Here is a 25,127-nt window from a genome sequence, read left to right on the forward strand (position 1 = left end):
CAAGTATATTGGTTGGGTTGAGTGAGATGCCACTTTCTCCAAACGGTAAGCGTGACAGAAAGGCTCTGCCGGCTCCGGAATGGCAGTCAATCGAATACCGCGCTCCCGAAACGGAGTTGGAATTGTGGTTTGCGAGTAATTGGGAAGAGGTTCTAGAAGTCCCTCAAGTGGGCTTAGACGACAACTTCTTTGCTCTGGGTGGTCATTCACTATTAGCAACTCGAGTGGTCGCTAAGGCACATCAAGAGCTTGGTTTAGAGGTGGTACTGAAAGACTTTTCGAGGCCAATAACCTGCAGGCGTTAACGGATAGCTTGCAAGCTCAATATCAAACACAAAATGAACATCAACAAGACGAATTCGATGCCATGGCAGCATTGATGGACGAACTGGAGCTGCTATGAACGACCCAATAGACAAGAACAATCTACAAACAAAGAGTCAGTCAAAAGCGACGACTCAACCCAAGGCGACTAACCAAGGACAAATCGATAGACACGCGTTAGCAAAACGTTTTCTACAACTGGGAAAACCAGAGCAAATCAAGTTTATCGAACCGCTGAGTAACAAAGGTTTAGATTTCGAAAAACTACCTATTGTTGCGGTTGGTTCTGAGCAGAAAGTCTCGCTGTCTCCGGCACAACAACGTTTGTGGGATATTTATCGTCTAGACAAAGGCAACAGTGCCTACCATATGTCGGGGACGTTCAAAGTTAATGGTGATTTGGATATTGACCGATTAACCCAGCTCGTCAACCAAGTCTTAGAACGCCATGATGTGTTGAGAACACGCTTTATTACCAGTGCCACAGAGCAGGTTATTCAGTTTGTCGACAAAGCGGCGGTGATGCATCCGGTTGGTGTTGATGCTCAAAGTTGGAATCAAGAGCAAATTCAAGACGCCGAGCAGGAGTTTATTGGCAAAGCGTTTGAGCTTGAGACTGAACTGCCAATTCGTATGCAATGTTTACGAACCGGTGATCATTCGTGGAAGCTACAGCTTGTCATGCATCACATCGTTTCTGATGGTTGGTCGATTGGCGTATTTTTAAATGAACTCGTTACGCTTTATCAACAAGGTAAATTGCCAGAGTTAGCGATTCAATATCGTGATTATTCTCATTGGCAAAGCGCGTTATTGGATGCGGGGAAAGGGCAGCAACATATTGAGTTTTGGAAGCGTGAGCTTTTACAAACAGATCAAAGCCCACTGTTCCCTTGGCATAGTGACGTTACACCAAATCAAAGACGCATTGCTGGTTCGATCAGCTATGAACTCAATGAGTCGCAATCTGACAAACTAAAACAGATTGCGCGTCAGTTGTCGGTAACGACTTCGAGCTTATGGTTAGGGATATGGCAGGCTGCTTTAGCCAAGGTAACGTATCGCACAGATATATCAGTCGGTGTACCGATGGCGAATCGTACCCGCCACGAAGTGTCTAATCTGATAGGCTTTTTTGTGAATACTATGGTTATTCAGCAATCCATAACGCCTAACAGCTCTTTATCTGATGTGATTGAAGGAGCCCACAACAAAGTACTTGAGGCGCAAGAACATCAACTATTGCCATTCGATCAGTTAGTCAGTGCTTTCACGGCTGAGCAAAACGACGGTGAGCCAAAGAATTACGAACGAAAAGCAGGACAAACTCCCTTGTTTCAAGTGCTTTTAACCATCAAAGTTCGTTGGCTGATGAGATTCAATTAGATAGCCAACTTACATTGAAGGCTGAGCAACAAAACGGGGAATTTGCGTTATTCGATATTGCACTGGATATCCGTGAGACAGAGCGAAAAATAGGTGTCGTGCTCACGTATTCAAAGGATCGAATCGATTCTGATGTGATGGTTGAGTTGAATGCTGTACTTGAACATCTCATCGGCAGTCTGGAGTCGCATGTAGATAACAACCTGGCCCGAATCAATCACCTCACACGACACGATGCATCTGTTTTAGAAAAACTATCGCAACCAGAAGGTGAGTGGGAGTTTCAGTCAATTGTTGAACTTATTGGAGTTCAAGCCAAAGCACGACCTGATGCCATCGCACTAAAGCATCAAGACTTTGAGTTGAGCTACACGCAATTGGATTCGGCATCATCAGAATTGGCGTCCAAACTTGTCGCTAAAGGCGTAGTTCGAGATCAAGCGATCGGTGTGTTGTTCGAGAGAGGCGTCGAAATGATTGTCTCTATGGTTGCAGTCATGAAGGCGGGCGGGGCATTTCTACCACTAGACCCTGATTATCCAACTGAGCGTCTTGCATATATGGTTCAAGATTCTAAGGCGGGGTTTGTGATTACCCAGCAAGGCCTAGAGCTCCGTTGGCAAAACATTCAATCTGAGTTTGACGTTTCATTACCAAAAGTAAGTTCTTTCATTTATCGCCAGCAAGACTTAACTCAATCTTTAGGTAACGGACAATGTTTACCAACTGAATTAATGCCAACGATACTCCCTGAACAATTGGCATACATCATTTATACCTCCGGTTTCGACAGGTAAACCGAAAGGCGTGGCAGTCAACCACAATGGTTTGTCTATGCACGTTCAAACTATTGGCAAGCAATATGGTATGACACCAGAAGACGTTGAGCTGCACTTCGCTTCGATTAGCTTTGATGGTGCCGTTGAGCGTTGGACAGTGCCGTTAGCTTTTGGTAGCAAGCTTGTCATCCGAGATCAAGAGTTGTGGAGTGTTGAGAAAACTTGCGAGGTGCTGTGCAATGAAAAGATTACCATTGCCTGTTTCCCGCCGAGTTACGTGGGTCCGTTGCTTGATTGGATTGAATATCAAAACCATCTATCAATGTCCGCTCCTGGACACTTGGTGGCGAAGCCTTTACCGCTGAAACCTATCAACGTTTGCAAAAGGTCGTGAACCCTTCGCGTATTATCAATGGTTATGGTCCAACAGAAACCGTAGTCACACCGATGATTTGGCGTGCATACCCTCAGGATAAATTGGACAGTGCGTATGCTCCGATTGGTCAGCCTGTCGGCGAACGTCGTTTGTACATATTGGATTCGCAACTCAATAAGGTCGCACTTGGCGCCGTTGGGGAATTATACATCGGCGGTGAAGTCGGGTTGGCTCGTGGATATTTAGACCAACCGGTTTAACTTCTGAGCGGTTCATACCTGATCCTTTCAATACAGATGATACGACTAGTCGAGATAGCTCTTACAAACGAGCAGGCCAACGTATGTATCGCACTGGTGATTTGGTTCGTTGGAATCAAAGTGGCGTGATGGAATATATAGGGCGCGTGGATCAGCAGGTTAAAATCAGAGGGTTTCGAGTTGAGTTAGGAGAAATTGAAAGCCGCCTTCAAGCACTATCTAAGGTTGAGCATTGCGTTGTTGCAGTGAAAGAGGCCGGCCAACAAAAACAGTTGTTTGGTTATTTGCAGAGTAGCGAGCCTGACCGTTTTGATCTTGATGAGATTCTCGAAGCGCTTTCACGAGAGTTACCCGATTACATGGTCCCAAACCAATTAATGCTCTTGGATAAATTGCCTTTAACACCTGCTGGTAAAGTTGATAGAGCCTCGCTCCCGCTATGGATGAGAACGTTCAATCGATCGCGACAGTTGTGTTACCTGAAACCGAACAAGAGGCGTTGCTCGTAGATATATGGCAGCAGCTACTCGGCATAGATCAAGTGAGTTGTGCGGATAACTTCTTTGCATTGGGAGGTGATTCGATACTTTGCTTGCAAATGGTGAGTAAAGTACGCGTTGCGGGCTACAACTTAACACCACAGCAAGTCTTTGAAGGCAAAACGTTAACTGACCTAGCCGAAGCCTTGGATATCCATAAGGCAGCAACAGAGCGTGTTTTGACCGAAGAAGTGTTTGGCTTAATGCCGATCCAGGCTCATTTCTTTGCTCAAGAGTTTCCTGAGCCTGATCATTGGAATCAGCATATCTGTGTTGAGCTTAAGCAAGACATGAATACCGACTATCTGGAATTGGCGATTCAGGCGTTGGTTAAACAACACCCAAGTTTGAGGCTCGCATTTAAACAGCATCAAGGTCGTTGGAAACAACAGTATCAACCTTATCAAGAACGCCAATACCTTTGGATAAGCTCAGTGAGCTCTGAAGATGCATTTTCAGCATTTGCACAAGAGATTCATCAAAGCATGGATATCGATACTGGTCGATTAATTCAGGCCGGTTACGTGCAATGTTCAGAATCCCCAAATCGCTTGATGATAGCTATTCACCACTTAGCTGTGGATGGTGTGTCTTGGCGAATTCTGTTAGATGACCTTTGGAAGGTGTATCAACAACAAGTTGCGGGGCAAGCTATCCAGTTAATGCCGAATTCGAGTGAAATCAATGAAACCGTCCGTCAAGTTGAACACTGGTCGACTACTGAGCAAGGAAAGTTGATGCAATACGCTTGGCATAAGTTGGTCCAGAAATCGTCAAATTCAGTCAAGAATAAGCAAGAGCTTCCTCCTGCGCTTTATCAAAATAAACAGGTTTACAAAACTGAACTATCGAATGACTTCACTCAAACGTTATTGCGTGTTTCAAACACCAATCACGGAGATATCCAAAGCGTGTTGATTGCTGCATTAGTGTCAGTATTAACAAGTGAAGCGCAATCTGAGATTCCTCTGTATTTAGAGGGACATGGTCGAGAAGATTCTGTTTTCTCAGGCGTTGATCTATCAAGAATGGTGGGTTGGACGACCAGTTTGTACCCAATGATTGGGCATTTCCAACCTGATATTCTTGATGTGCTCAACCAAACCCAAAGCTATCAAGAAAGCGTTAAGAAAGATGGCGGTATCGGCTATGGCGTAAGGTATTTAAACAAAGACACGACCGATAGTTTTCGAGCAAGCGCAACGTTTAACTATCTCGGCCAGTACTCAAGTGACGGCTTCGCACACTGGTGTACACCTATCGAAGACGGAAGCCTACCTCAATCCGGACTAAATCAGATGTTGACGCCACTTGTTGTTAACTCTCAGGTTGTGTCTGGGCAGTTAAGCCTGTCATGGGAGTTTTCGAAAACGCACTATTCATTAGCGGGCATCGAGCAAATAGCAGAGCAGTATGTTGAGCGTTTAACGGCGCTTGTCAGTGCTATGAAACAAGAAGCGAAAGTAACAAATAGTAATCAGAGCTTAGCCAATCTGCGACTGGTAGAAAAACTCAATAATACAACGTGCGAGAATGAACCTGTTTTCTGTATTCACCCTGTGACAGGGCGTGTGACGGGTTACCAGAGACTCGCACAAGCACTCGAAGGAGATAGAAGTGTATTTGGCATAAAGTCACAGAGCTTTGTATCAGAGAGCGTATTTGATTCCTCGTTTAATGATATGGCCGAGACGTACTACCAAACGATCAAACAGATCCAGCCTCATGGTCCTTATCGATTAGTCGGATGGTCATTAGGTGGGGCACTTGCTCAGGAAATCTCATTACGTTTAGAGAGGAATGGCGACGATATAGCGTTTGTTGGGTTACTCGATTGCTATGTGCCAGGCACTGAAATTGCTGAAGACCAATGGGACTCACCAACCTCAAAAACCAAACTCATGGAACATATTTCATTGCTGCTTGGTTCAATTACGAAAGCGCAGGGGCAGAGATGTTTAGAGTTGCTCGATTCAGTACCTCCTCAAAGGTGGCCAGAAGTCTTTAATACATGGTTGGCGGAAAATAACTTCGACCGCTACATGGCGGACAACGCAAAACAAATGCTCTATAGCTGGGCTGTTGAACAACACATGCGTGCTTTGTGTCGCGGGTATCAATTACCGAGCATAAAAACCCAATTGCATTGTTGGTGGGCAGGACAGCCAAATGGTCGCTCAGAGCTGTTATCAAAAGGGTTGAATAAGCATAACAACCTCCAATATTCCGCTGTTATAGACACGGATCATTTAGGTATCGTTCAGAATAATCAAGTAATCAAAGACTTATACAGACATTTGTATTGTGAATAATTTTATAAATATCTATTGCTGAGATGTTTTATTTTGAAAATTACGTGGTACACTCCGTTAAATTATTAATCGCAATGATAACTATTATCGTTATTGTTTGTGTTTTTATTGCAATTGGTTCATAGCCGTATTGAAGGAGAAATATATGAATCGGCACTTTATGCGCACCCCAACAGCACTTGCGGTCGCTTTAGTTATAACGTCAGGAATGGTTCAGGCCAACGAAGATGAAACCGTTGTTGTTATTGGTCAGCAGCTAGAAGACAGTTCAGTCGGTCCAGATTTTAGTTACGTGGGATTAAGCAGTCGCACGGCAACCAAAACAGACGTTGCGATAGGCGAGACGCCACGTGCAATTTCTATTGTTACTCGTGAGCAGATGGACGACCGAGCGTCAATCAGTATTGCCGATGCATTGCAATACACACCGAGTATCCAAGCGAATTATTTTGGTGAAGACAACAAGCAAGATTGGTTTGTTATCCGTGGTTTTCAGCAAGCAAACAGTGGCTTGTATCAAGACGGAACGCGTTTGTATTCATCCGGTTTCTACAGTTGGCAAATCGACCCGTTTGGTTTGGAGCGTGTAGAAATCTTACGTGGTCCAGGATCAGCGTTGTACGGCCAAACCCCTCCTGGTGGTGTTATTAACGTAATCAGCAAGCGCCCACAGTTTGATGGTGGTTCGGGTCAGTTTGCTATCGAATACGGTACTGATGATCGCAAGCAAATTAGCTTAGATGTGAACTCTGAAGTTAACGATAAAATGGCGTTTCGCCTGCAAGCACTTGGTCGTAAAAATGGCAGTCGTGTCGATGGTGTAGAAGCTGAACGCATTTTTATCGCTCCTTCTCTGGCTTATAAATTCACAGACGACACAAAAATCACACTGCTAACTAGCTACCAGAAAGATGATTCCGACCCGTACCTACAGTTTTTACCAATGGAAGGAACGTTAACCTCGAATCCAAATGGCAAAATCAGTGATAGCACAGCAGTAGGTAATACAGATTGGGAAACGTTCGAGCGTGAACAACTGTCATTAGGTTATGAATTTGAACACCATTTCAATGACAGTACCTACTTCATGCAGAACACACGTTACAGTAAGATGGACATTAACCTCCGTCAAATGTACACGATTGGTTACGCGAAAGATTTGGGTTATGGCCCGTTAGATCCAACTAATACTTCTGTTGTTCGTGGTGCAACGACAGAAGAAGGTACATCTGATGCATTTAACATTGATAATCGTGTAGTTCATAAGTTCACTACAGGTGCTGTAGACCATACTCTTTTAGCAGGTATTGACTATCAAACCATTGATATTGAAAATAAAGACTACCCCTAAACAGTTTAACAGGGGACCCTGTTGTCCTGTCTGACGGCAACCCATTGTTCAACATATTCAATCCAAGCTACGGTACAAACATTTCGCTGTTCAACCCAACTAATAACCAGATCTATACAGAAGCAGATCGTGAAACGACGAAAACCAAAAACAATCAATTAGGTTTGTATTTACAAAATCAAATGATGATTGCGGATAAGTGGGCAGTACAAATCGGTGTTCGTTACGACGATTCCCAAAACAAGACTCACAACACCACGACAGGCAAGAAAACTAAGGTTGATAACGAAGAATGGACAACCAACTTAGGTGTTGCTTACCTAATGGATAATGGCTTTACGCCATACGTTAGTTACGCACAGTCGTTCAATCCTATTATTCAACTTGACGTAAATGGCGACCCGGCTAAACCAGAACGCGGCGAACAGTATGAAGTGGGTTTGAAATACCAACCGCGTAGCTTTGAAGGCTACTTCAACATAGCGGCATTTGAAGTCTCGAAAGAAAACCTAGCACGCACTGTTAATAGCCAGTTAACGCAAATTGGTGAAGTTCGTAACCGTGGTATTGAACTAGAAGCCGTGGCTAACGTAACAGAAGAGCTAACGTTAATTGGTAACGTGTCATTCATTGATTCTGAAATAACAGCAGATTCGACAAGCAGTAATGTAGGTAACACGCCATCACAAATTGCTGACCAACTTGCTTCAGCTTGGGCAAATTACCGCTTCCTAAATGGTCCTCTTGATGGCTTAACGATTGGTGCAGGTGCTCGTTACGTTGGTGATTCATACGCCGATAATACAGAAACGAACGTTGTTCCTTCATACACATTATTTGACGCAACATTAAGCTACCGTATTGAAGATTACAAGTTCCAAGTTGCAGCGAAGAACTTAGCAGACAAAGAGTACGTGGCTACGTGTGATTTCTACTGCTTCTACGGTGATCGCCGTAACGTAATTGCGAGCGTAACCTATGACTGGTAACCGCCAGCCTTTGAACACTCTGCCCGATGGGCAGAGTGTTTCTCTAAGTGAGGCACAAGACAGTTACTGCGTGGAAGTAAGTTCCGGTGTGGTTGAAGTGGTGCGTGAAACAAATCAGTTTTGGCGTTTAACTCAAATGACAGCGCTCAATACGGAGCAACTTTCTGCATTTGCCATTCTGTTCTCTGCTAACCCTGAGATTCGAACGATTGAACTCGGACAGTTTAAAAGCGAAGTGTTGGATTCTTTGTGTTTTGAAACTGCTGAAGGTTTAAAGGTGTTATGGCGTGAAGCCGTTATGCAAACACCTGATCTTTGGCTAAAAAACCAGAATCATAACCTTTACCCGCATAAGCAAATCCTCGACGCAGCAGGGTATCATCCGGCGAGACCCAAGCCCTTATTGGGTGAGTTGTATCGCCGTTATATTCCCGATCTTAACGCTGTTCTCACTCTCGAAGGCTTAGATGTCGACAAGCACTTAACCCTCTTCAATAAGTGGCAAAATAGCCAACGTGTTGCGAATTTCTGGGAGCAAACTGGCTCACTGGAAGAACACAAACAGTACTTAGAAGAATCACTTAAAAACACCAAAAATCAGCTTCTTATTGTGTGTTTAGACAATCAGCCTTTCGCCTACGTCGAAGTGTACTGGACCAAAGAAGACCGAATCGCACCTTATTACGCGGCAGGGGATTATGACCGGGGTATTCATATGCTGGTCGGTGAAGAATCCCACCGTGGTGCACATAAAGTAGCGGCTTGGCTGCCTTCCGTTTGCCACTTCATCTATCTATCAGATCCCCGTACAGAAAAGATTGTTAGCGAGCCAAGAGCCGATAACGACAAGATGATCGGATATCTGCAGAAATATGGATTTGCCAAAGTAAAAGAATTTGAATTTCCGCACAAACGTGCGGCTTTAATGTGTCAGTTGAAAGACAGCTTTTTCAGTAACGAGTTCTAATAATGAAGCGGTAAGTACTGGTAAAGGAGTCGGAATAGGGGCCTTGTACCCAACAATTATCATGAGGTTATACATGACGAAACAAATTAAGGAATATGATGTTCTCAGGTAGGGTTTGGCCCTGCTAATTTATCGATAGCCATTGCGTTAGAAGAGCAAGCTAAAGATAAAGGCTTAAGTTATTGCTTCTTGGAGCAAAAACCTCATTTTGAATGGCACGGCGGTATGTTGCTTGATGGAACAAGAATGCAAATATCTTGTTTGAAAGATCTGGTGACGTTACGAAACCCAACAAGCCCATACTCGTTCGTAAACTATTTGCACACCAAAGACAGACTCAACGCTTTCATCAACCTTGGTAGCATGAACCCTTCCCGTGTTGAGTTTAACGACTACCTGACTTGGGTTGCTAATCAATTCTCAGAGCGCGTAAATTACGGCCAACGAGTTATTGATATTGAAGCGATTGAAGAAAACGGTCATAGCTCAAAAGTAAAAGTTACCTCTACCGATATACACGGCAATCAGACGGTTCGAATCGCTAAGAACCTTATTGTTGGTATGGGAGGAATGCCGAAGCTACCGAAACAGTTCGAAGGCCATGATAATGAAAAAATTATCCATTCTTCTAAATACAAAGTATGGCGCGAGACCTTTAAAGGAAATTCAGAGCCTAAAATCGCGATAGTCGGAGCTGGGCAGAGCGCTGCCGAAATATTCGTTGATCTAACAAACCGTTATGCAGATGGCGAGATTCATATGGTCAACCGTCGCTTCGCATTACACCCTGCCGATGACAGTCCGTTCGTTAATGAAGTGTTCGATCCTGATTTCACTGACCACATGTATGAAAGCACGCAAGAGCAGCGCGATCATATTCTTTCTCGTTTTAGTGCTACCAATTACTCGGTAGTCGATACAGAAGAGCTCAACGCGATTTATGAGCTGCTTTACTTGCAGAAAGTAACGGGTGAAGGTAACCATCAACATCTACGTTGTCATGACATTCAAGAGGTCGCGCAGAAAGATGACAAAGTCGCATTGCGCTTGAATGACACGATCAACAAAATACAGACATGGAATGAATACGATGCCATCATTCTTGCTACTGGTTATCGATACGATGAGTTCAACCAAATGCTGAGCTCAATTGAACCTTTGATTGATAGTAAATCGGTAGGGCGTTCATACCAATTAGACATGAAGCCAAGCTGTGACGTCAAAATCTTCCTACAGGGTTGTTGTGAATCTTCTCATGGCCTGAGTGACACGCTTCTTTCAGTGTTGGCTGTTCGTTCTAAAGAAATTGTGGATGAGCTTCTTTCTAGTTCTAACCAAACGGTTGAGACTGAAAAAGCGTAATCAACATAGCTACTTAGCGCCGAGCCCTTGAGTTTGGCGCTAATTTTTCTAGAGACATATTTTCTAGATACATAGCTCGCTCGCCTATTTTTATACTTGTTTCGCTACCTTTCGCTTATTCCTACCAATAATATTTTTACTTCAGTCATCGTTATTCTGAGCTCAACACTGAATTCTGTTACTGCTGGGTTTATCTTGGGTTCAAACAGAGCAACTATCGCCGATAAATCAAACAACTAGACGCTGATTAAAACTATCAATACGATTTATTACAGCAGTTGTTGAGCACAAAGCCTATATTGACTAGAATGACGCACTTTTTTATTTACGTACATACAGGTAATGAACATGAGCGATACTAATTCAAGACCAGCTTTACCAGATCATCTTGCAGGCAACCCGCAGCCCACACCACGTTGCTGAGTGTTTCGAATACCCAATCGGCATTCGTCTAAATGGTAAAGAGCGTACTGATGTTGAAGAATACTGCATCAGCGAAGGTTGGGTTAAGATCCTTCTCCAAAAGCGCTAGATCGTTTTGGTCAGCCAATGCTTATTACTCTAAAAGGCACTGTAGAAGCTTTTACATCGACGCATAATCACTTCGTGTGGCTAGCTAATACAAAGTAATTAGTTAATGTTTGTCTAATTAGCCAACATAAAGCCACCAAGCGTTATCACCTAAAAGGGTCTAGAGAAATCTAGACCCTTTTTGTTTGCATTGATTTTGGCGAACTTCTTTAACCAATAGCCCAAACCACCTTCATAACTCGACAGATTTAACCAAAATTGTCGTTATTCACTATGCATTCGCAGTAATAACAAAGTTGCTGTTGGTTGATCTATGTTCGCTCGCTCTTTTCTTGTGCATTTACATTCGAAATTTCTGATGTTTAATTAGACAAAACCCCACAGGAACATGAAGCGTAGTCTAATTAAATGAAACTAATTTGCTGTATTTAAAGTAATTAATTGTTAATAGCTATCTCTGTCACAGAAATTAATCCTGAAGCACATACAATTCCCTTAATTTCGAATGAGCGCTATATTTTTCGTTCGAGCATTTTATTCTTCCTTCGCCCAATAATATGAGGTTCCTATGTTTGGAATATTCAAACCTATGGCGCATATCGATCGCTTATCATCAGATAAAGTCGATAGCACCTACACACGACTACGATGGCAGCTGTTTCTTGGCATCTTCGTTGGCTATGCGGGTTACTACTTAGTCCGTAAAAACTTTAGTTTGGCGATGCCTTATCTCATTGAGCAAGGCTTTAGCCGCGGAGAACTAGGGATTGCATTAGCGGCGGTATCTATCGCTTACGGCTTATCTAAGTTCTTAATGGGCAGTGTTTCTGACCGTTCTAATCCTCGTTACTTCCTCAGCGGTGGTTTGTTAATGTCGGCACTGGTGATGTTCTGCTTTTGGCTTTATGCCATGGGCAACAGGCAGCATTACCGCGATGTTTATCCTTCTGTTTTTGAATGGTTGGTTCCAAGGTATGGGCTGGCCAGCGTGTGGACGAACCATGGTTCACTGGTGGTCACGCAAAGAACGCGGCGAGATAGTGTCGGTATGGAACGTCGCGCACAATGTTGGCGGCGGTTTGATTGGTCCAATGTTCTTGTTGGGGCTGTGGGCTTTTAACGACGATTGGCGAACCGCTTTTTATGTTCCTGCATTTTTGCCACTCTCGTTGCTGTCTTTGTTTGGTTTACCGTAAGAGATACGCCTCAGTCTTGTGGTCTACCTCCAATTGAAGAACACAAAAACGACTACCCAGATGATTACGACAAGTCTCACGAAACAGAGATGACAGCAAAGAGATCTTCTTTAAGTATGTCTTTAATAACAAACTGTTGTGGTCAATCGCTATCGCGAACGCGTTCGTTTACCTGATTCGTTATGGTGTACTTGATTGGGCGCCTGTTTATCTAAAAGAAGCGAAAGACTTCTCTGTAGATAAATCGTCTTGGGCTTACTTCTTATACGAGTGGGCAGGTATTCCGGGCACGCTACTGTGTGGTTGGATCTCAGATAAGTTATTCAAAGGTCGCCGTGCGCCTGCTGGTATCTTGTTCATGGTGCTAGTGACTATCGCAGTATTGGTTTACTGGTTTAACCCTGCGGGTAACCCAACGGTTGATATGTTGGCTCTAATTGCGATTGGCTTCCTAATTTACGGTCCTGTAATGCTAATCGGCCTATACGCACTTGAGCTTGCCCCTAAAAAAGCCGCGGGTACAGCGGCTGGCTTAACCGGTTTGTTTGGTTACTTAGGCGGTGCGGTTGCTGCAAACGCAGTATTAGGCTTCATGGTTGACCATTACGGCTGATGGTGGTTTCACAATCTTGGTTGGCGCTTGTATCGCTTCAATCATCTGTCTGGTGTACGCGTTTATTGGTGAACGTAAGCACCATAAAGAGAAAAGCCTTGAGCGCGAGAAAGAAGCCATAGCTTAATCACTCGTTAACTTGATCGTTTGTTAAGTGAGTTTTAACAAACACAACCATACTAATAAATGACAGAGGCAGGGATAACCTGCCTCTTTGTTATCAAGGAATATAACAATGAAAACAACGTCACTGTCCCTAACTTTATTGGCACTGAGCTTATCGGCCAATGCACTTGCTGATCCTTTAGTTATTGCTCACCGAGGTGCATCGGGTTACTTACCAGAGCACACATTGCCAGCAAAAGCGCTCGCGTATGCGATGAAACCTGACTACATCGAACAAGATGTCGTGATGACCAAAGACGACCAACTGGTGGTACTTCACGACCATTATCTAGATCGCGTTACTGATGTTGCAAACCGCTTTCCAGATCGTGCACGTGACGATGGTCGCTACTACGCGATAGATTTCACGCTTGCTGAGATCAAATCATTAAAGGTGACAGAAGGTTTTAACCTTGATGAGCAAGGCAACAGAGTGGCAGGGTATCCAACTCGCTTCCCAATGTGGCAGTCTGATTTCCGCGTACCAACGTTTGCAGAAGAAATTGAAATGATCCAAGGATTGAATAAGACACTTGGTTACGACGTAGGTATCTACCCAGAAATCAAAGCGCCTTGGTTCCATCTCCATGAAGGCAAAGACATCTCTAAAGCGGTACTGGCGACCTTGCATCAATACGGTTACTTAACAAAAGACGATAAGGTCTATTTGCAGTGTTTTGACGCTAACGAATTGCAACGCATCAACGATGAACTTATGCCAGCGATGGAAATGGACTTGAAACTCGTTCAGCTCATGGCTTACACCGATTGGAACGAAACCATGACTTATAAGGGAGATAAGGCGACACCTTACAGTTACGATTGGATGTTTGAGAAAGGCGGGATGGCAAAGGTTGCGACCTATGCAGATGGCATTGGCCCGTGGAAACCTATGCTGGTGGACGACGCATCGACCAAAGAGAACATCATCATTAAACCGTTGATGAAATCTGCCAAAGAGGCTGGCTTAGACGTTCACCCATATACGTTCCGTGCTGACCCAGGTCGAATTCCGGGCTATGCCGATAATTTCGATGGCATGTTGGATGTGTTCTACAACCAAGTGAAAGTAGACGGCGTGTTTACTGACTTCCCAGATAAAGCGGTAGAGTTCCTTAACCGTTAAGTTATTTACAGTTTCAAAACACGAACTATGAAGAGCTAAAAGCAAAGTTCAAAGCCGCTTTTAGCTCTTCCTTATAAGCCTCGTGTCCATTCAAATCCCCATTTTGACATTCCTCAGGTTTACACCGATCTCGCACCTTGATAGGTTACCAACATCACAGTCAGTCGCTTGCCTAAAGGCTGGTATTCACTGAACCTTATATTGAAATTGGAACCATCATGGAAGAAAGAAGCCAAGCTTATCTCGATAGCTACCTAAACTCACTGCCGGAAGAAATGGCCAAGAAGCACACCTCATTCAGTGCAGACTATTTCTGTGGAGACGAATACAACGCGAATTTGTGCGCACAACTGATATTGAAAGGCGAAAAGCAGGCGTCTTGCAGCCTTGAATATTGGTACAGCCATGAAGATGAAGTGATGCCTGTTGTCGGCCACTTACAAGTTGTTACCGATTGGGAAGGTAAGCCTATCTGTATTGTTGAAATCACGTCTGTTTCCTTGTGTCCATACAATCAAGTGACCGCTGAATTTGCTGCCGCAGAAGGTGAGGGTGACAAAACTCTAGCATGGTGGAGAAAAGCGCATTGGAACTTTTTCTCTCGTGAATGTGAAGAACTCAAGATCACACCAAGTGAAGGCATGATGTTGGTACTTGAGCGTTTCAAAGTGGTTCATCAATAAGAGTAAGATTAAAAAGTGCCCATTGGCTTGATTGAATCTTAAGCCATGGCACTTTGATCTCGAAAAGCAGTCAAGCAATACAACAAGGAGTGTGTAGTGAAAATTGCAATATTGGATGATTATCAGAACGTAGTAAAAAGCCTTGCGTGCTACAACAAGTTAGAACAACACGAGGTTAAGGTATTCACAGAAACGTACCGTGAAGACGAACTTGCGCAGAAGTTACACGACTTTGAAGCACTCGTGCTCATCCGAGAACCGTACTGAAATCACCGAGTCGTTACTATCCAAGCTACCCAATCTCAAGTTAATCAGCCAAACAGGTAAAGTCAGTAACCATATCGACCCGCAACTGTGTGAACGCCTCGGTGTGAAAGTGCTGGAAGGGCGCGGTTCACCAGTTGCACCTTCTGAGCTGTGTTGGGCGTTGATCATGGCGGCATCTCGTCATATTCCTACTTACGCTTCAAACCTCAAACAGAACCAATGGCAAGATTCAGGCTCACTTGGTTTAGGCAGAACATTAAAGGGCTTAAAGCTCGGTATTTGGGGCTATGGAAAAATCGGGAGTTGCATCGCGCAATACGCCAAAGCATTCGGTATGAATGTGCTTGTGTGGGGAAGCCAAACCTCAAGAGACCAAGCACAGGCCGACGGATTTGAAGCGGCAGAAAACAAACACGCGTTTTTCAGTAATGTCGATGTACTTTCTTTGCACCTACGCTTGAATGACGCCACTAGAGGCTGCGTTACTGCTGAAGATCTTGGCTTAATGAAGCCAGACTCACTGTTTGTGAATATCAGCCGAGCGGAGTTGGTCGAGCCAAAAGCCTTGTTTAATGAACTCACCAAGGTAGCCAGCAAACGAGCGGCGATTGATGTTTTTGAAATTGAGCCCGCAACGTCAGAGAGTGAACCTCTGTTAGCCTTGCCAAACGTCACAGCGACACCGCATTTAGGCTACGTTGAACAAAATAGCTACGAACTCTACTTTGATATCGCTTTTGACAACATTCTGTCCTATCAAATGGATGGCATATCAAGCTAGAATCTGCCCAAAGAAAAAAGGTAGAGAAAGTATGAGCTTAACAATCAGACAAGTCACCGTAGATGATGCTCAGGGTATTATCGATGTATTAAACCCAATCATCATCGAAGGGCGTTATACCATCTTAGATCAGACGTTTACGTTGGATGAAGAGAAAGGTTTTATTGAGTCGTTTCCCGAACGTGGTGTGTTCAGTGTTGCTGTTAACCAAACGACTAATCAATTACTTGGTTTTCAAAACGTAGAGCCGTTTGCCTCTTATACAAAAGCTTTTGATCATGTGGGTATTATTGGAACTTATGTAGATGCAAACAGCCGTGGGCAAGGCGTTGCAAAACAGTTATTTGAACATACATTCGAAGTCGCAAAAGCCAAAGGCTACGAAAAGCTTTTTTGCCTATGTTTTAGCTGGTAACGAACGCGCATTAGCGGCTTATCTCAAACAGGGTTTTGAAACTGTCGGGATAGCAAAGAAACACGCTAAGATTGGCGGCCAGTACTATGATGAGATTCTTATCGAGAAGTTCTTATAAGTACGGCGAAACATTCGCTACATCATCGATGCAGGAGGCATGATGAACAAAGCTACAAAATCAACGGTTTCAACTAAGCTGACTAAAACCGTCTTATTTGATTGGGGCAACACCTTAATGATCGACTTCCCAGACGCACAAGGGAAAATGTGTGACTGGGAAACCGTAGAAGAAGTGAGTGGGGCACAAGCCTTGCTCGCTCAATTGTCGAAGCATCACAACATATACATTGCGACGAATGCAGCCGATTCCAGCAAAGGTGACATCATCCGTGCATTTGAACGTGTCGGATTGTCCCAATACATTGATGGCTACTTCTGTAAGGCGAGTATTGGCTTATCCAAATACGATTCTGGTTTCTATCCTGCCATTATTGGCAAACTCGATATCGAACCCCAAGATGTCACCATGATTGGCGATGCTCTAGAAAAAGACATTTATCCTGCGTTAGAAGCGGGCTTGCAAGTGGTATGGCTGAACACGGAAGAGGCGACCGCAGATTCGAAGTTACCTATTGTTGAGATTCAAAACCTGACCCAATTACTGGGGTTTATCAATGAATGAGCATTCTGAAATCTGGCGTCAGTATTATCAAAAGCCTTAGATAAACCCCATTCAAAAGAACAGAATTCGCTACAAAGCTTAACGAGTCGCGCTTAAACGTCGCGATTGATTGCGGCTGTGGTACGGGTAGTGATATCGACTTTTTAGAGCAGCAAGGTTACCAAGTGTACGGGTTTGACGTTAATCCTGACTCGATATCAATATGTCGAGACAGGTTTGGCGGTAAGCCTTTGGTCGAGATATCTCAAAGTGCATTTGAAGATTATGATTACCCAAAAGCTGGGCTTGTTATTGCCAACTCGAGCCTATTTTTGCAGAGCCAACTCAGTTTGATGAAACGTGGCAACGAATCATCAATAGCATTGAAATCGGTGGTGTATTCGCAGGCGATTTCATGGGTGTCGATGATAGCTGGGCTCATGGTTATCGCACCTCCACAATGCCACTCATCAAAGCAAAAGTGTTGAGCTTGTTTGATGACTTCGAGGTTATACGTTTTCATGAGCGCGACGAACCAAGCGCTAACCTCATTAGGTAAGATGAAGCACTGGCACACTTATTCTGTTATTGCCATTAAGCGAAGTTCGACACCGTAATTTCGACCTAAAACTAGCCGCGCGTTGGTTTTGAAGCCAACCTCTCATTTGTTATCTGTTGAATGCTCTAAGCTAAGCCTAGATTTCGAATAGAAGGGCTAGGTTATGAGTGTTGAACGTCATGGAATATCGGTTGGAATTGAACGTGTTAGCTGCGAAACCATCATCGTGTTTAAAGCGAAAGGAAAGCTGACGCACGACGATTATCAAGCAATGATACCAATCTTCAAAACAACAATAGAAGAGCTCGACTCTTCCGCATTGAAGATTCTGGTCGACATCTCAACATTAACTGGTTGGGAGCTGCGCGCCGCATGGGACGATTTCAAACTCGGACTAGAACTCAACTCTAAGATAGACAAGATTGCGATTTACGGCGATAAAAGCTGGCAAGAACTCGCATCAAAAGTCGGTAGCTGGTTTGTGTCTGGCGATATTAAGTCATTTGAAGAATACGACTCTGCCATTGAGTGGTTGATTGACTAATGTATTTGCAGTTCAGTTGTTGTCGCTGGTGGTAAGCTGAAGGAACCGCCTTGAAGGCTGTCGTCTATCTGTTCTCAAGGCCATTCCCTAAGTAATTCAATAGAATATGTTTATCTCTGCATGTAACATGCGCTTACAGCGATACGATCGCGCTAACTAGAAGAATAAGCAATATAACAAGGTCTAAGAACATGAATAAGGTAATTGATAAGCTCGCTTGGGTATTTATTAAAGATGGCAAGCTATTGATGGTGAGATCAAAAGGCAAAGAAACTGTTTTACTTACCGGGCGGCAAGCGTGAAGCCGGCGAAAGTGACGAGCAAGCACTGGTTCGTGAAATCAAAGAAGAGACTTCAGTCGATTTGGTACCTGATTCAATCAAATACGTTGAGACATTTACTGGACAAGCCGATGGCAAAGCGGAAGGCGTATCTGTGCAATTGACTTGTTACGCTGCAGATTACACAGGTGAACTGTCTCCAGATGCTGAAATCGAAGAGCTCAAATTTGTTGATGGCATCGACAGAGCAGTATGTTCATTAGCAGCATTGGTTGCGTTAGATTGGTTAGAAGAGAACCAGTACTTAGCTTAACGGCAGAGCACGATCCTCAAAAGATCCCTATTATGAAAAGCTTGAAGGACGGCTATCTTTCATTAGAAGGTCGAGTTTTCTTTGAGCTTTTTCGTATCTTGCAGATCCACGACCTCAATCATTTCGCACTCATCCCTCACCATCTCATTGATTAGGCTAGGGTAGTGTCGGCAATCTTCCGGTCGGTCTAAGTAAATACTGCATGTGTATTTGGCTTGGGCTTGGGTTTGGACATTCGCGTCTTTATTCGGAACGAGCTCTAGAAATGGGCAACGAGTTAGGCGTTCGCCAGATTCAGGATCAAACCAAATTTCACTCCCACGAACATATTCAAAGATGTCTGGGTTGAACAGCTCCCACAAATCAATCTCTTCTTGAGTTGCGGCTAGGTCGCCATCGCCATATTTGATACAGCATTTTCCGCATTGATTACAATCTTTCATTCGTGGCTTCTTAGTTAACTTACTCTTGTAATGTTATCACTGATACGATGCGGCACGTTGATTTTGTTGCTCAGAGCTTAAAAAAGAGGGCGAGGAGCAAACAATCATTTGCAAAGTGAACCGCCGAAGCACAGTAAACAGTGATACAATTTCTCCTCGTAAGTTATTAATACAAAGGCTCCAAAATGAGAACGATCTACACCACTGAAGGCGACATCAACGCAAAGAAACAGAAAGACGCTTATCCAAAACTGGCGTTATGTGAAAACTGCGTGCGTGATTATGTGGTGATTGAACAAGGTGAGCGCACTTACAAGCCTTGTGCTAAATGTGGTGCCGACGATTAATGCGCCTTGATAAATACCTTTGTAAAAGCACAGACCTCACTAAGCCAGAAGCGATTGAAAGAATTCATAATGGTGAGTTAAGTGTAAACGGTGAAGTCGTGCTTGATGAATCCACTCAGGTTCATGAAAGTAACACCATCTTGCTTAGCGGTGACGTATTAACGCTACGCGCATTTCGATACATCTTAATGCACAAGCCAGCAGGTACTATCTGTTCCAATATCGATGAAGTGTACCCATCGCTTTTCAATTATCTGGAGGTGGATAATGCCTCTGCTTTGCACATCGCAGGGCGATTAGACGCCGATACTACAGGCTTAGTATTGATAACCGATGATGGACGTTGGTCTTTCAATATCACACTGCCAACTAAGTCGTGTAAAAGGTGTATCGTGTGACATTGTCACGTGATATCAAAGACGATGTCGCACATAAGTTCAAAGTGGGGGTTCAGCTGCAAGGTGAGAAGAATCCCACGCGCCCCGCAGAACTAGAAGTGATAAGCCCAAAAGAAGTGCTACTGACCATCACAGAAGGCAAGTTTCATCAGGTTAAGCGAATGTTTGCTGCCGTTGGAAACCGAGTGGTAGGGCTACACAGAGAGCAAATAGGCGATGTCAGTTTAGATGTCGAAGAAGGCCAGTGGCGCTACCTCACCGAAGATGAAGTTAGCTCTTTCAGCCAGTAACTTAAAACAAATTAAGCATAAAGCCTAGCGATACTTCTGGGCTTTAAAACAGAAGGAATTGTTGATCATGGAAAATCTAAAAGTCACGGAAATAAAGTCGTTTGTGCCTGCTAAAAACTTCGATTTATCAAAGCGTTTTTATCAAACTCTAGGCTTTCAAATCATGTCGGAGTTCCATGATATCGCTTATTTTCGTCACGGCGATTATGCATTCCTTTTACAAGATTTTTACGAACCTGCGCACTGTCACAATTACATGATGCACTTGCTGGTGGAAGACGTAAAAAGTTGGTATCAACACGTGCAAAACTCTAATGTAATGACGGAATTTGAAGTAACCGTTACTGAGGTTGTAGAGCTGCCTTGGGGAATGATTGAGTTTTGTATCACTGACCCAAGTGGCGTGCTATGGCGTGTTGCCGAGAACATCAGGCCACGTTAGCCGGTAAACTTGTTTTAAGGCCTGTGAAACGCTTCAAATTATCCATATGTCGCTGAATTTATACCGCTCTCGGTAATTATCAAATAGGTTAAAACATGGATATAAAGGCTAAAATGCACAACCAAGACGTTTATTACTGTGATGACGTTGATCTGGTCGCCGAGCAAACACAATGCTTAGAAGTGCTTTACGATTTCAACCACACTCGCCCGAGTGAAGGTGACAAACGCCAACAAATTATGAAGCAACTGTTCGCAGAAGTTGGCGAGGGTTGCTACATAGAGCCGCCATTGCACGCCAACTGGGGCGTCACACTCACCTAGGCAATAACGTATACGTAAACTTCAACCTAACGCTTGTTGACGACACCGACGTATTCATCGGTGATAACGTGATGATTGCACCTAACGTAACCATCGCGACAGGCACACATCCCATCAGCCCAGAAACTTAGGCTCAAAGCCGCGCAATTCAATGTTCCTGTCCGTATCGGTAACAATGTATGGCTTGGCGCACACCGTTGTTTTACCGGGTGTCACCATAGGTGAAAACTCGGTTATTGGAGCGGGCAGCATAGTCACCAAAGACATCCCGGCTAACGTAGTTGCCGTAGGTAACCCTTGCAAAGTGGTAAGAGAAATCAATGAACGCGACCGTGAGTACTACCACAAAGATCGCCGGATTCCAGACGAGCTTAAGTAAACTATCCTGACCAGATCCTTAATGTGGGAGTTTGGTCATACTAGACAGAAAGATTCTGCATTTTCTCTAACCCCGATGCTAGCTGTGATATAAGTCATTGTTATATAATGGCTAGATTGCATATGAAGTATGTGCAGTCGAAACTAGACAGAATTAATCTGTATTTAAGTACAGAATTTTTCTGTCTAATAGAGCTGTTGAACTAAGCCGCTTCGCGGAGGACTTTCCTCTCACTTACCCGATAGACGAAACTTATGATGTATCCATAGATTAAGGAATACATCATGAGCCCATTAAGACAACAACTTATCGATGAAATGGCGGTTCGCCGTTTTTCTCCGAAAACCCATGCAAGCTATTTACGTTGGGTTAAAGATTCTATCTACTACTTACGAACCTGTCCCCTGATTTACTCACCGATGAACAGATTGGTGCGTATTTACGTACGCTCACCACAGAGCGGAGCTTAAGTAGTAGTACTTGTGCTCAAGCTTTGAATGCCATCTTGTTCTTTTATCGTGCCGTTTTGAATAGAGAATTTGAAGAGCGACTGGTTCCCCCGATTAAACGTGCCAGTAAAATACCGGAGCTGCTTAATCGCGAGGAAGTAAGAAGTATCATTAGTCATTGTCGAAGTCTTAAATATCAGACCGCACTTGAAATGTGTTACGGGTGTGGCCGACGTGTCAGTGAGGTCGTAGGCTTGTACGTGAAAGACATCGATGGTACGGCGAAACGACTGCACATTCATTGTGGTAAAGGTAAAAAAGATCGCTTTGTTCCACTGGGTGATAGCCAACTGAATCATCTTCGAAATTACTGGCGTCATTATCACCCAACCGTAGTGCTGTTTCCCAGCCTAGAGCCCAAAAAGCCATTGGGTATTAGTTCTTTGCAGAAGTGCTTCAAAGCAGCAAAAGTTGAGGCAAACGTCAGAAAATTAGGAGGAATACACGCCTTGAGGCACGCTTATGCGACACATCAGCTTGAATCGGGCATGCCTTTGAATGTTCTGCAGCGTTACCTCGGACATTCGAATATCAAAACGACATTGAGGTACACCCATTGGATAGGTCATCACAACGAAAGCTCGGACGGAAGTAAGTTCGACTTAGTTGCTCAACTATGGGAGGAGAGCGAATGAACGCATTATCTCCTTACCAAGCCGTATTAACACAAGGCTTAGAAGAGCTTGATAAAAGCAAAGTCACACCGAGACAGTGGCAGGTGCTTAACCATTTAAGAGACTGCCGGACCGAGCGTATGGGCAGCTACGACTGGCGTTGTCAGCAATGTGGTCATGAAACGCGTTGGTACAGCTCTTGTCGAGACCGTCATTGCCCCAATTGCCAAGAGCAGATGAGACAGCAATGGCTAACAAAGCGAAGCCAAGATATTTTACCTGTGGCCTACCATCATATGGTTTTTACCTTACCTCACGAGTTCAATGCTTTGGTTAAAGCGCATTCTAAGGTGGTTTATCAATGCTTGTTTCACTCAGTGTGGGCAACGTTATGCGCGTTTGCTAATGAGCGGCATCATCTTGTTGGTCAACTTGGTGCATTGATGGTTCTTCACACTTGGGGAAGAAATCTGAGTCAACATACTCATATTCATTGCCTGTTACCGAGTGGGGTGCTTACAAAAGATCGGCAATGGCAACCGACAAGAAAAGAGAGTTACCTGCTTCCGGTTAAAGCCTTATCCGTTCGCTTTAAGAAAGAGATGTTATGTCGAGTAAGCGAGTTGATAGCAACGCACAGTAATTTATTAGAGGAAGCCGCTAGTAAGAGATGGGTTGTGTACAGTAAACCTGTACTCCACGAGCCTACAGCGGTAGTGGGTTATCTATCTCGGTATTGCAATCGTATCGGATTAAATCCCAACCAATTAAGTTATAACGTGGATGGCCGTATCACGATGAGTTACAAAGACTACCGAACCAATGGGACGCAAAGAATGTGTTGTAATGCGGGCGAGTTACTTCGACGCTTACTTTTACATGTGTTGCCTAAAGGGCTAATGCGAATACGCTACTATGGCTTTTTAGCTAATGCTGTACGGGTAAAAGCGATAGCGGAAATTAGGCAAAGCTTACGAAAGCGACCCGCAGAGAAATCGGAAGTGCTGAAAGAGAAACCTTGTTGTCCGAAACTGCCATAGCAACAGCATGGTACTCGTGTGCATCAATATTAGACCTAGGATAGTCGTTTCAGAGCACCGACTGACCTAGTTGTCTGATTATAATGAATAAAATTATCGTTGTGTTATTGCGAGAGAGGGGCATTGTTCGCTTTTAAAAAGATTATGCAACGGGTATAGTCGCTGTAGATAAATTGGCGGCTAGAAGTGGAAAATGGACGGCTGACGGGGTACCGGTCTTAATGATAAGAGTAGAACGCAAGTCAGTCCTAAAAAGCAAATTCCATAGATAGAAGCGGCCTGTTCAACAGGTATTTATCCATTGTGCTACGACAACGGATAAATACTTAAGCGTTAGCTTTATTTATCAATATCGGAGTCAGAATTGAATAAAACAGGTGGTATTCAATCGTATTGGAATTTGAGTTTAAGCCGTGAAAGCGGTGTAAAACCATATTCCATTTTGAGGTTCCTTTATTTACCGATAGTTATATTACAGGTGAATTCAGAGAAGAGTCTGTGCCATATGATGTTTTAAACTTAATTCCATGGTACAGAAATAGCGGCGAAATTGCAGAAGCAATGATGTTAAGGGTTGAGTGGTTTCTCACCACTGAGCGCAGCTATGACTTAGATACCGATAGCTCATCATATCATGGTGGCTGGGCTCCAGATGAAATCGCAGCTTTGATGTCATTGATATTAGGCATTCGAGTCAAAGCTGAGGGGTAGTAAGAGAGTACGGTGGTTTTAATTCAGACCCGCTTGGTACACCACGCTCTGCTGATAGAGTGGCTCCTAATTTCCCGTCTAGAATTGTTAAGCCGATAATCCCATCAGCTATCAAATCTGTAAATATTACTGATGCCTTTCCTTTTGGCACTTTACATAAACTTAGTGAAGATCATTATGTTGCTTTAATCCGTTGTGCAAGAATGTATCAAGATGCATTGTGGATGGTAGAAAGTGAGCCTGAACTAGCATGGTTAATGCTGATCTCAGCATTAGAAACGGCTGCTAACTTTTGGGATAAGTCGAATTATCTTCCATCGGAAAAATTAAAGGCGAGTAAACCAGAGTTATACATGGCGCTGGAGTCTCAAGGTGGTGAAGAACTTTGTAACTTGGTTGCTCTGCATATCGAAAAGTCTTTAGGGGCGACTAATAAGTTTGTTAAGTTCTGTCTGAATTACATGCCGGCAGAACCTAGAAAAAGACCTAGAGATTGGGCTCGAATTAAATGGTCAAAAACCAACTTTAGAAGCATTTTAACTATGCTTTACGGTTATCGTTCAAACGCATTGCATGGTGGCGTGCCATTCCCAGCCCCATTGTGTAGGGCTCCCTCCCAAACTGAAAAGGATATGCCACCTGCAGAAAAGGGGCTCTTGGGGCTAGCAAGTCACTCTTTAGGAGCAACTTGGTCATCAAAGGACTTACCAATCTCCGCTAACACCTTCTTTGAGTTTTCTCATGGGGTTCTTTTAAATTGGTTGAATGAGGCTATAGAACAATAAAGCTAACAAATAAGGATTAAGGTGTTGCGCAGCCAACACTAAATCCCGAGTGTTGAACAAGCCCGA

13 protein-coding genes and 12 pseudogenes are annotated in these 25,127 nt (G+C 43.8%); 24 read left to right on the top strand and 1 reads right to left on the bottom strand.

Going from position 1 to position 25,127, the window contains the following annotated elements:
- Window positions 1-26 precede the first annotated feature (26 nt).
- The 15 genes and pseudogenes from ITG10_RS15745 to ITG10_RS15820 all read left to right on the top strand — a co-directional run bounded on the left by ITG10_RS15745 (window position 27) and on the right by ITG10_RS15820 (window position 18,780).
- Entirely contained in the window at window positions 27-305 is a 279-nt protein-coding gene (locus ITG10_RS15745) for a phosphopantetheine-binding protein (RefSeq protein ID WP_248386501.1), read from the top strand.
- Window positions 306-399: 94 nt separating this feature from the next.
- A pseudogene (locus tag ITG10_RS15750) lies at window positions 400-5,976 on the top strand (amino acid adenylation domain-containing protein).
- A gap of 160 nt (window positions 5,977-6,136) precedes the next feature.
- Window positions 6,137-8,316, top strand: a pseudogene (locus ITG10_RS15755) (TonB-dependent siderophore receptor).
- Entirely contained in the window at window positions 8,306-9,283 is a 978-nt protein-coding gene (locus ITG10_RS15760; RefSeq protein WP_017632923.1) for a GNAT family N-acetyltransferase, read from the top strand. The pseudogene ITG10_RS15755 and the gene ITG10_RS15760 overlap by 11 nt, the downstream one beginning before the upstream one ends.
- Window positions 9,284-9,356: 73 nt before the next feature.
- Window positions 9,357-10,645, top strand: a pseudogene (locus ITG10_RS15765) (lysine N(6)-hydroxylase/L-ornithine N(5)-oxygenase family protein).
- Window positions 10,646-10,993: 348 nt separating this feature from the next.
- Window positions 10,994-11,275, top strand: a pseudogene (locus ITG10_RS15770) (DUF3297 family protein).
- 469 nt (window positions 11,276-11,744) lie between these two features.
- Window positions 11,745-13,112, top strand: a pseudogene (gene glpT / locus ITG10_RS15775) (glycerol-3-phosphate transporter).
- A gap of 108 nt (window positions 13,113-13,220) precedes the next feature.
- Window positions 13,221-14,276 (top strand): glycerophosphodiester phosphodiesterase, encoded by a 1,056-nt coding sequence (gene glpQ, locus ITG10_RS15785; protein ID WP_017632920.1) that lies wholly within the window; start codon window positions 13,221-13,223, stop codon window positions 14,274-14,276.
- 218 nt (window positions 14,277-14,494) lie between these two features.
- The gene (locus ITG10_RS15790; RefSeq protein WP_017632919.1) at window positions 14,495-14,959 is read left to right on the top strand and encodes an ASCH domain-containing protein; all 465 of its coding nucleotides are present in this window, start codon (window positions 14,495-14,497) and stop codon (window positions 14,957-14,959) included.
- A gap of 96 nt (window positions 14,960-15,055) precedes the next feature.
- Window positions 15,056-16,007: pseudogene (locus ITG10_RS15795) on the top strand (D-2-hydroxyacid dehydrogenase family protein).
- 31 nt (window positions 16,008-16,038) lie between these two features.
- A pseudogene (locus ITG10_RS15800) lies at window positions 16,039-16,540 on the top strand (GNAT family N-acetyltransferase).
- 42 nt (window positions 16,541-16,582) lie between these two features.
- Complete coding sequence (locus ITG10_RS15805; protein WP_248386503.1) at window positions 16,583-17,104, top strand: HAD family hydrolase; 522 nt, start codon at window positions 16,583-16,585, stop codon at window positions 17,102-17,104.
- A gap of 40 nt (window positions 17,105-17,144) precedes the next feature.
- Window positions 17,145-17,700 (top strand): annotated as a pseudogene (locus tag ITG10_RS15810) (class I SAM-dependent methyltransferase).
- Window positions 17,701-17,805: 105 nt separating this feature from the next.
- Complete coding sequence (locus ITG10_RS15815; RefSeq protein WP_017630826.1) at window positions 17,806-18,186, top strand: STAS/SEC14 domain-containing protein; 381 nt, start codon at window positions 17,806-17,808, stop codon at window positions 18,184-18,186.
- 191 nt (window positions 18,187-18,377) lie between these two features.
- Window positions 18,378-18,780 (top strand): annotated as a pseudogene (locus ITG10_RS15820) (NUDIX domain-containing protein).
- A gap of 30 nt (window positions 18,781-18,810) precedes the next feature.
- Here ITG10_RS15820 and ITG10_RS15825 read toward each other — a convergent pair.
- A pseudogene (locus tag ITG10_RS15825) lies at window positions 18,811-19,223 on the bottom strand (YkgJ family cysteine cluster protein).
- Window positions 19,224-19,408: 185 nt separating this feature from the next.
- Between ITG10_RS15825 and ITG10_RS15830 the strand changes: the two are divergent.
- The 9 genes and pseudogenes from ITG10_RS15830 to ITG10_RS15870 all read left to right on the top strand — a co-directional run bounded on the left by ITG10_RS15830 (window position 19,409) and on the right by ITG10_RS15870 (window position 25,061).
- Window positions 19,409-19,570 (top strand): hypothetical protein, encoded by a 162-nt coding sequence (locus tag ITG10_RS15830; protein WP_008224207.1) that lies wholly within the window; start codon window positions 19,409-19,411, stop codon window positions 19,568-19,570.
- Window positions 19,552-20,258 (top strand): annotated as a pseudogene (locus tag ITG10_RS15835) (pseudouridine synthase). The gene ITG10_RS15830 and the pseudogene ITG10_RS15835 overlap by 19 nt, the downstream one beginning before the upstream one ends.
- A gap of 67 nt (window positions 20,259-20,325) precedes the next feature.
- Window positions 20,326-20,700, top strand: coding sequence for a VOC family protein (locus ITG10_RS15840; RefSeq protein WP_017630822.1), 375 nt, complete (start codon window positions 20,326-20,328; stop codon window positions 20,698-20,700).
- Window positions 20,701-20,795: 95 nt separating this feature from the next.
- Window positions 20,796-21,402: pseudogene (locus ITG10_RS15845) on the top strand (sugar O-acetyltransferase).
- Window positions 21,403-21,686: 284 nt separating this feature from the next.
- The gene (locus ITG10_RS15850; protein ID WP_248386504.1) at window positions 21,687-21,872 is read left to right on the top strand and encodes a hypothetical protein; all 186 of its coding nucleotides are present in this window, start codon (window positions 21,687-21,689) and stop codon (window positions 21,870-21,872) included.
- Complete coding sequence (locus ITG10_RS15855; protein ID WP_248386838.1) at window positions 21,830-22,546, top strand: tyrosine-type recombinase/integrase; 717 nt, start codon at window positions 21,830-21,832, stop codon at window positions 22,544-22,546. Before ITG10_RS15850 ends, ITG10_RS15855 begins: the two co-directional genes overlap by 43 nt.
- Window positions 22,543-23,565 (top strand): transposase, encoded by a 1,023-nt coding sequence (locus ITG10_RS15860; protein WP_248386505.1) that lies wholly within the window; start codon window positions 22,543-22,545, stop codon window positions 23,563-23,565. The genes ITG10_RS15855 and ITG10_RS15860 overlap by 4 nt, the downstream gene beginning before the upstream one ends.
- A gap of 561 nt (window positions 23,566-24,126) precedes the next feature.
- Window positions 24,127-24,276, top strand: a complete 150-nt coding sequence (locus ITG10_RS15865; protein ID WP_248386506.1) for a hypothetical protein — start codon at window positions 24,127-24,129, stop codon at window positions 24,274-24,276.
- Window positions 24,277-24,335: 59 nt separating this feature from the next.
- A complete protein-coding gene (locus ITG10_RS15870; protein WP_248386507.1) occupies window positions 24,336-25,061 on the top strand; it encodes a hypothetical protein in 726 nt (241 codons plus the stop codon).
- Window positions 25,062-25,127 lie beyond the last annotated feature (66 nt).

It is taken from the genome of Vibrio sp. ED004 (assembly GCF_023206395.1).
Classification (GTDB): Bacteria; Pseudomonadota; Gammaproteobacteria; order Enterobacterales; family Vibrionaceae; genus Vibrio.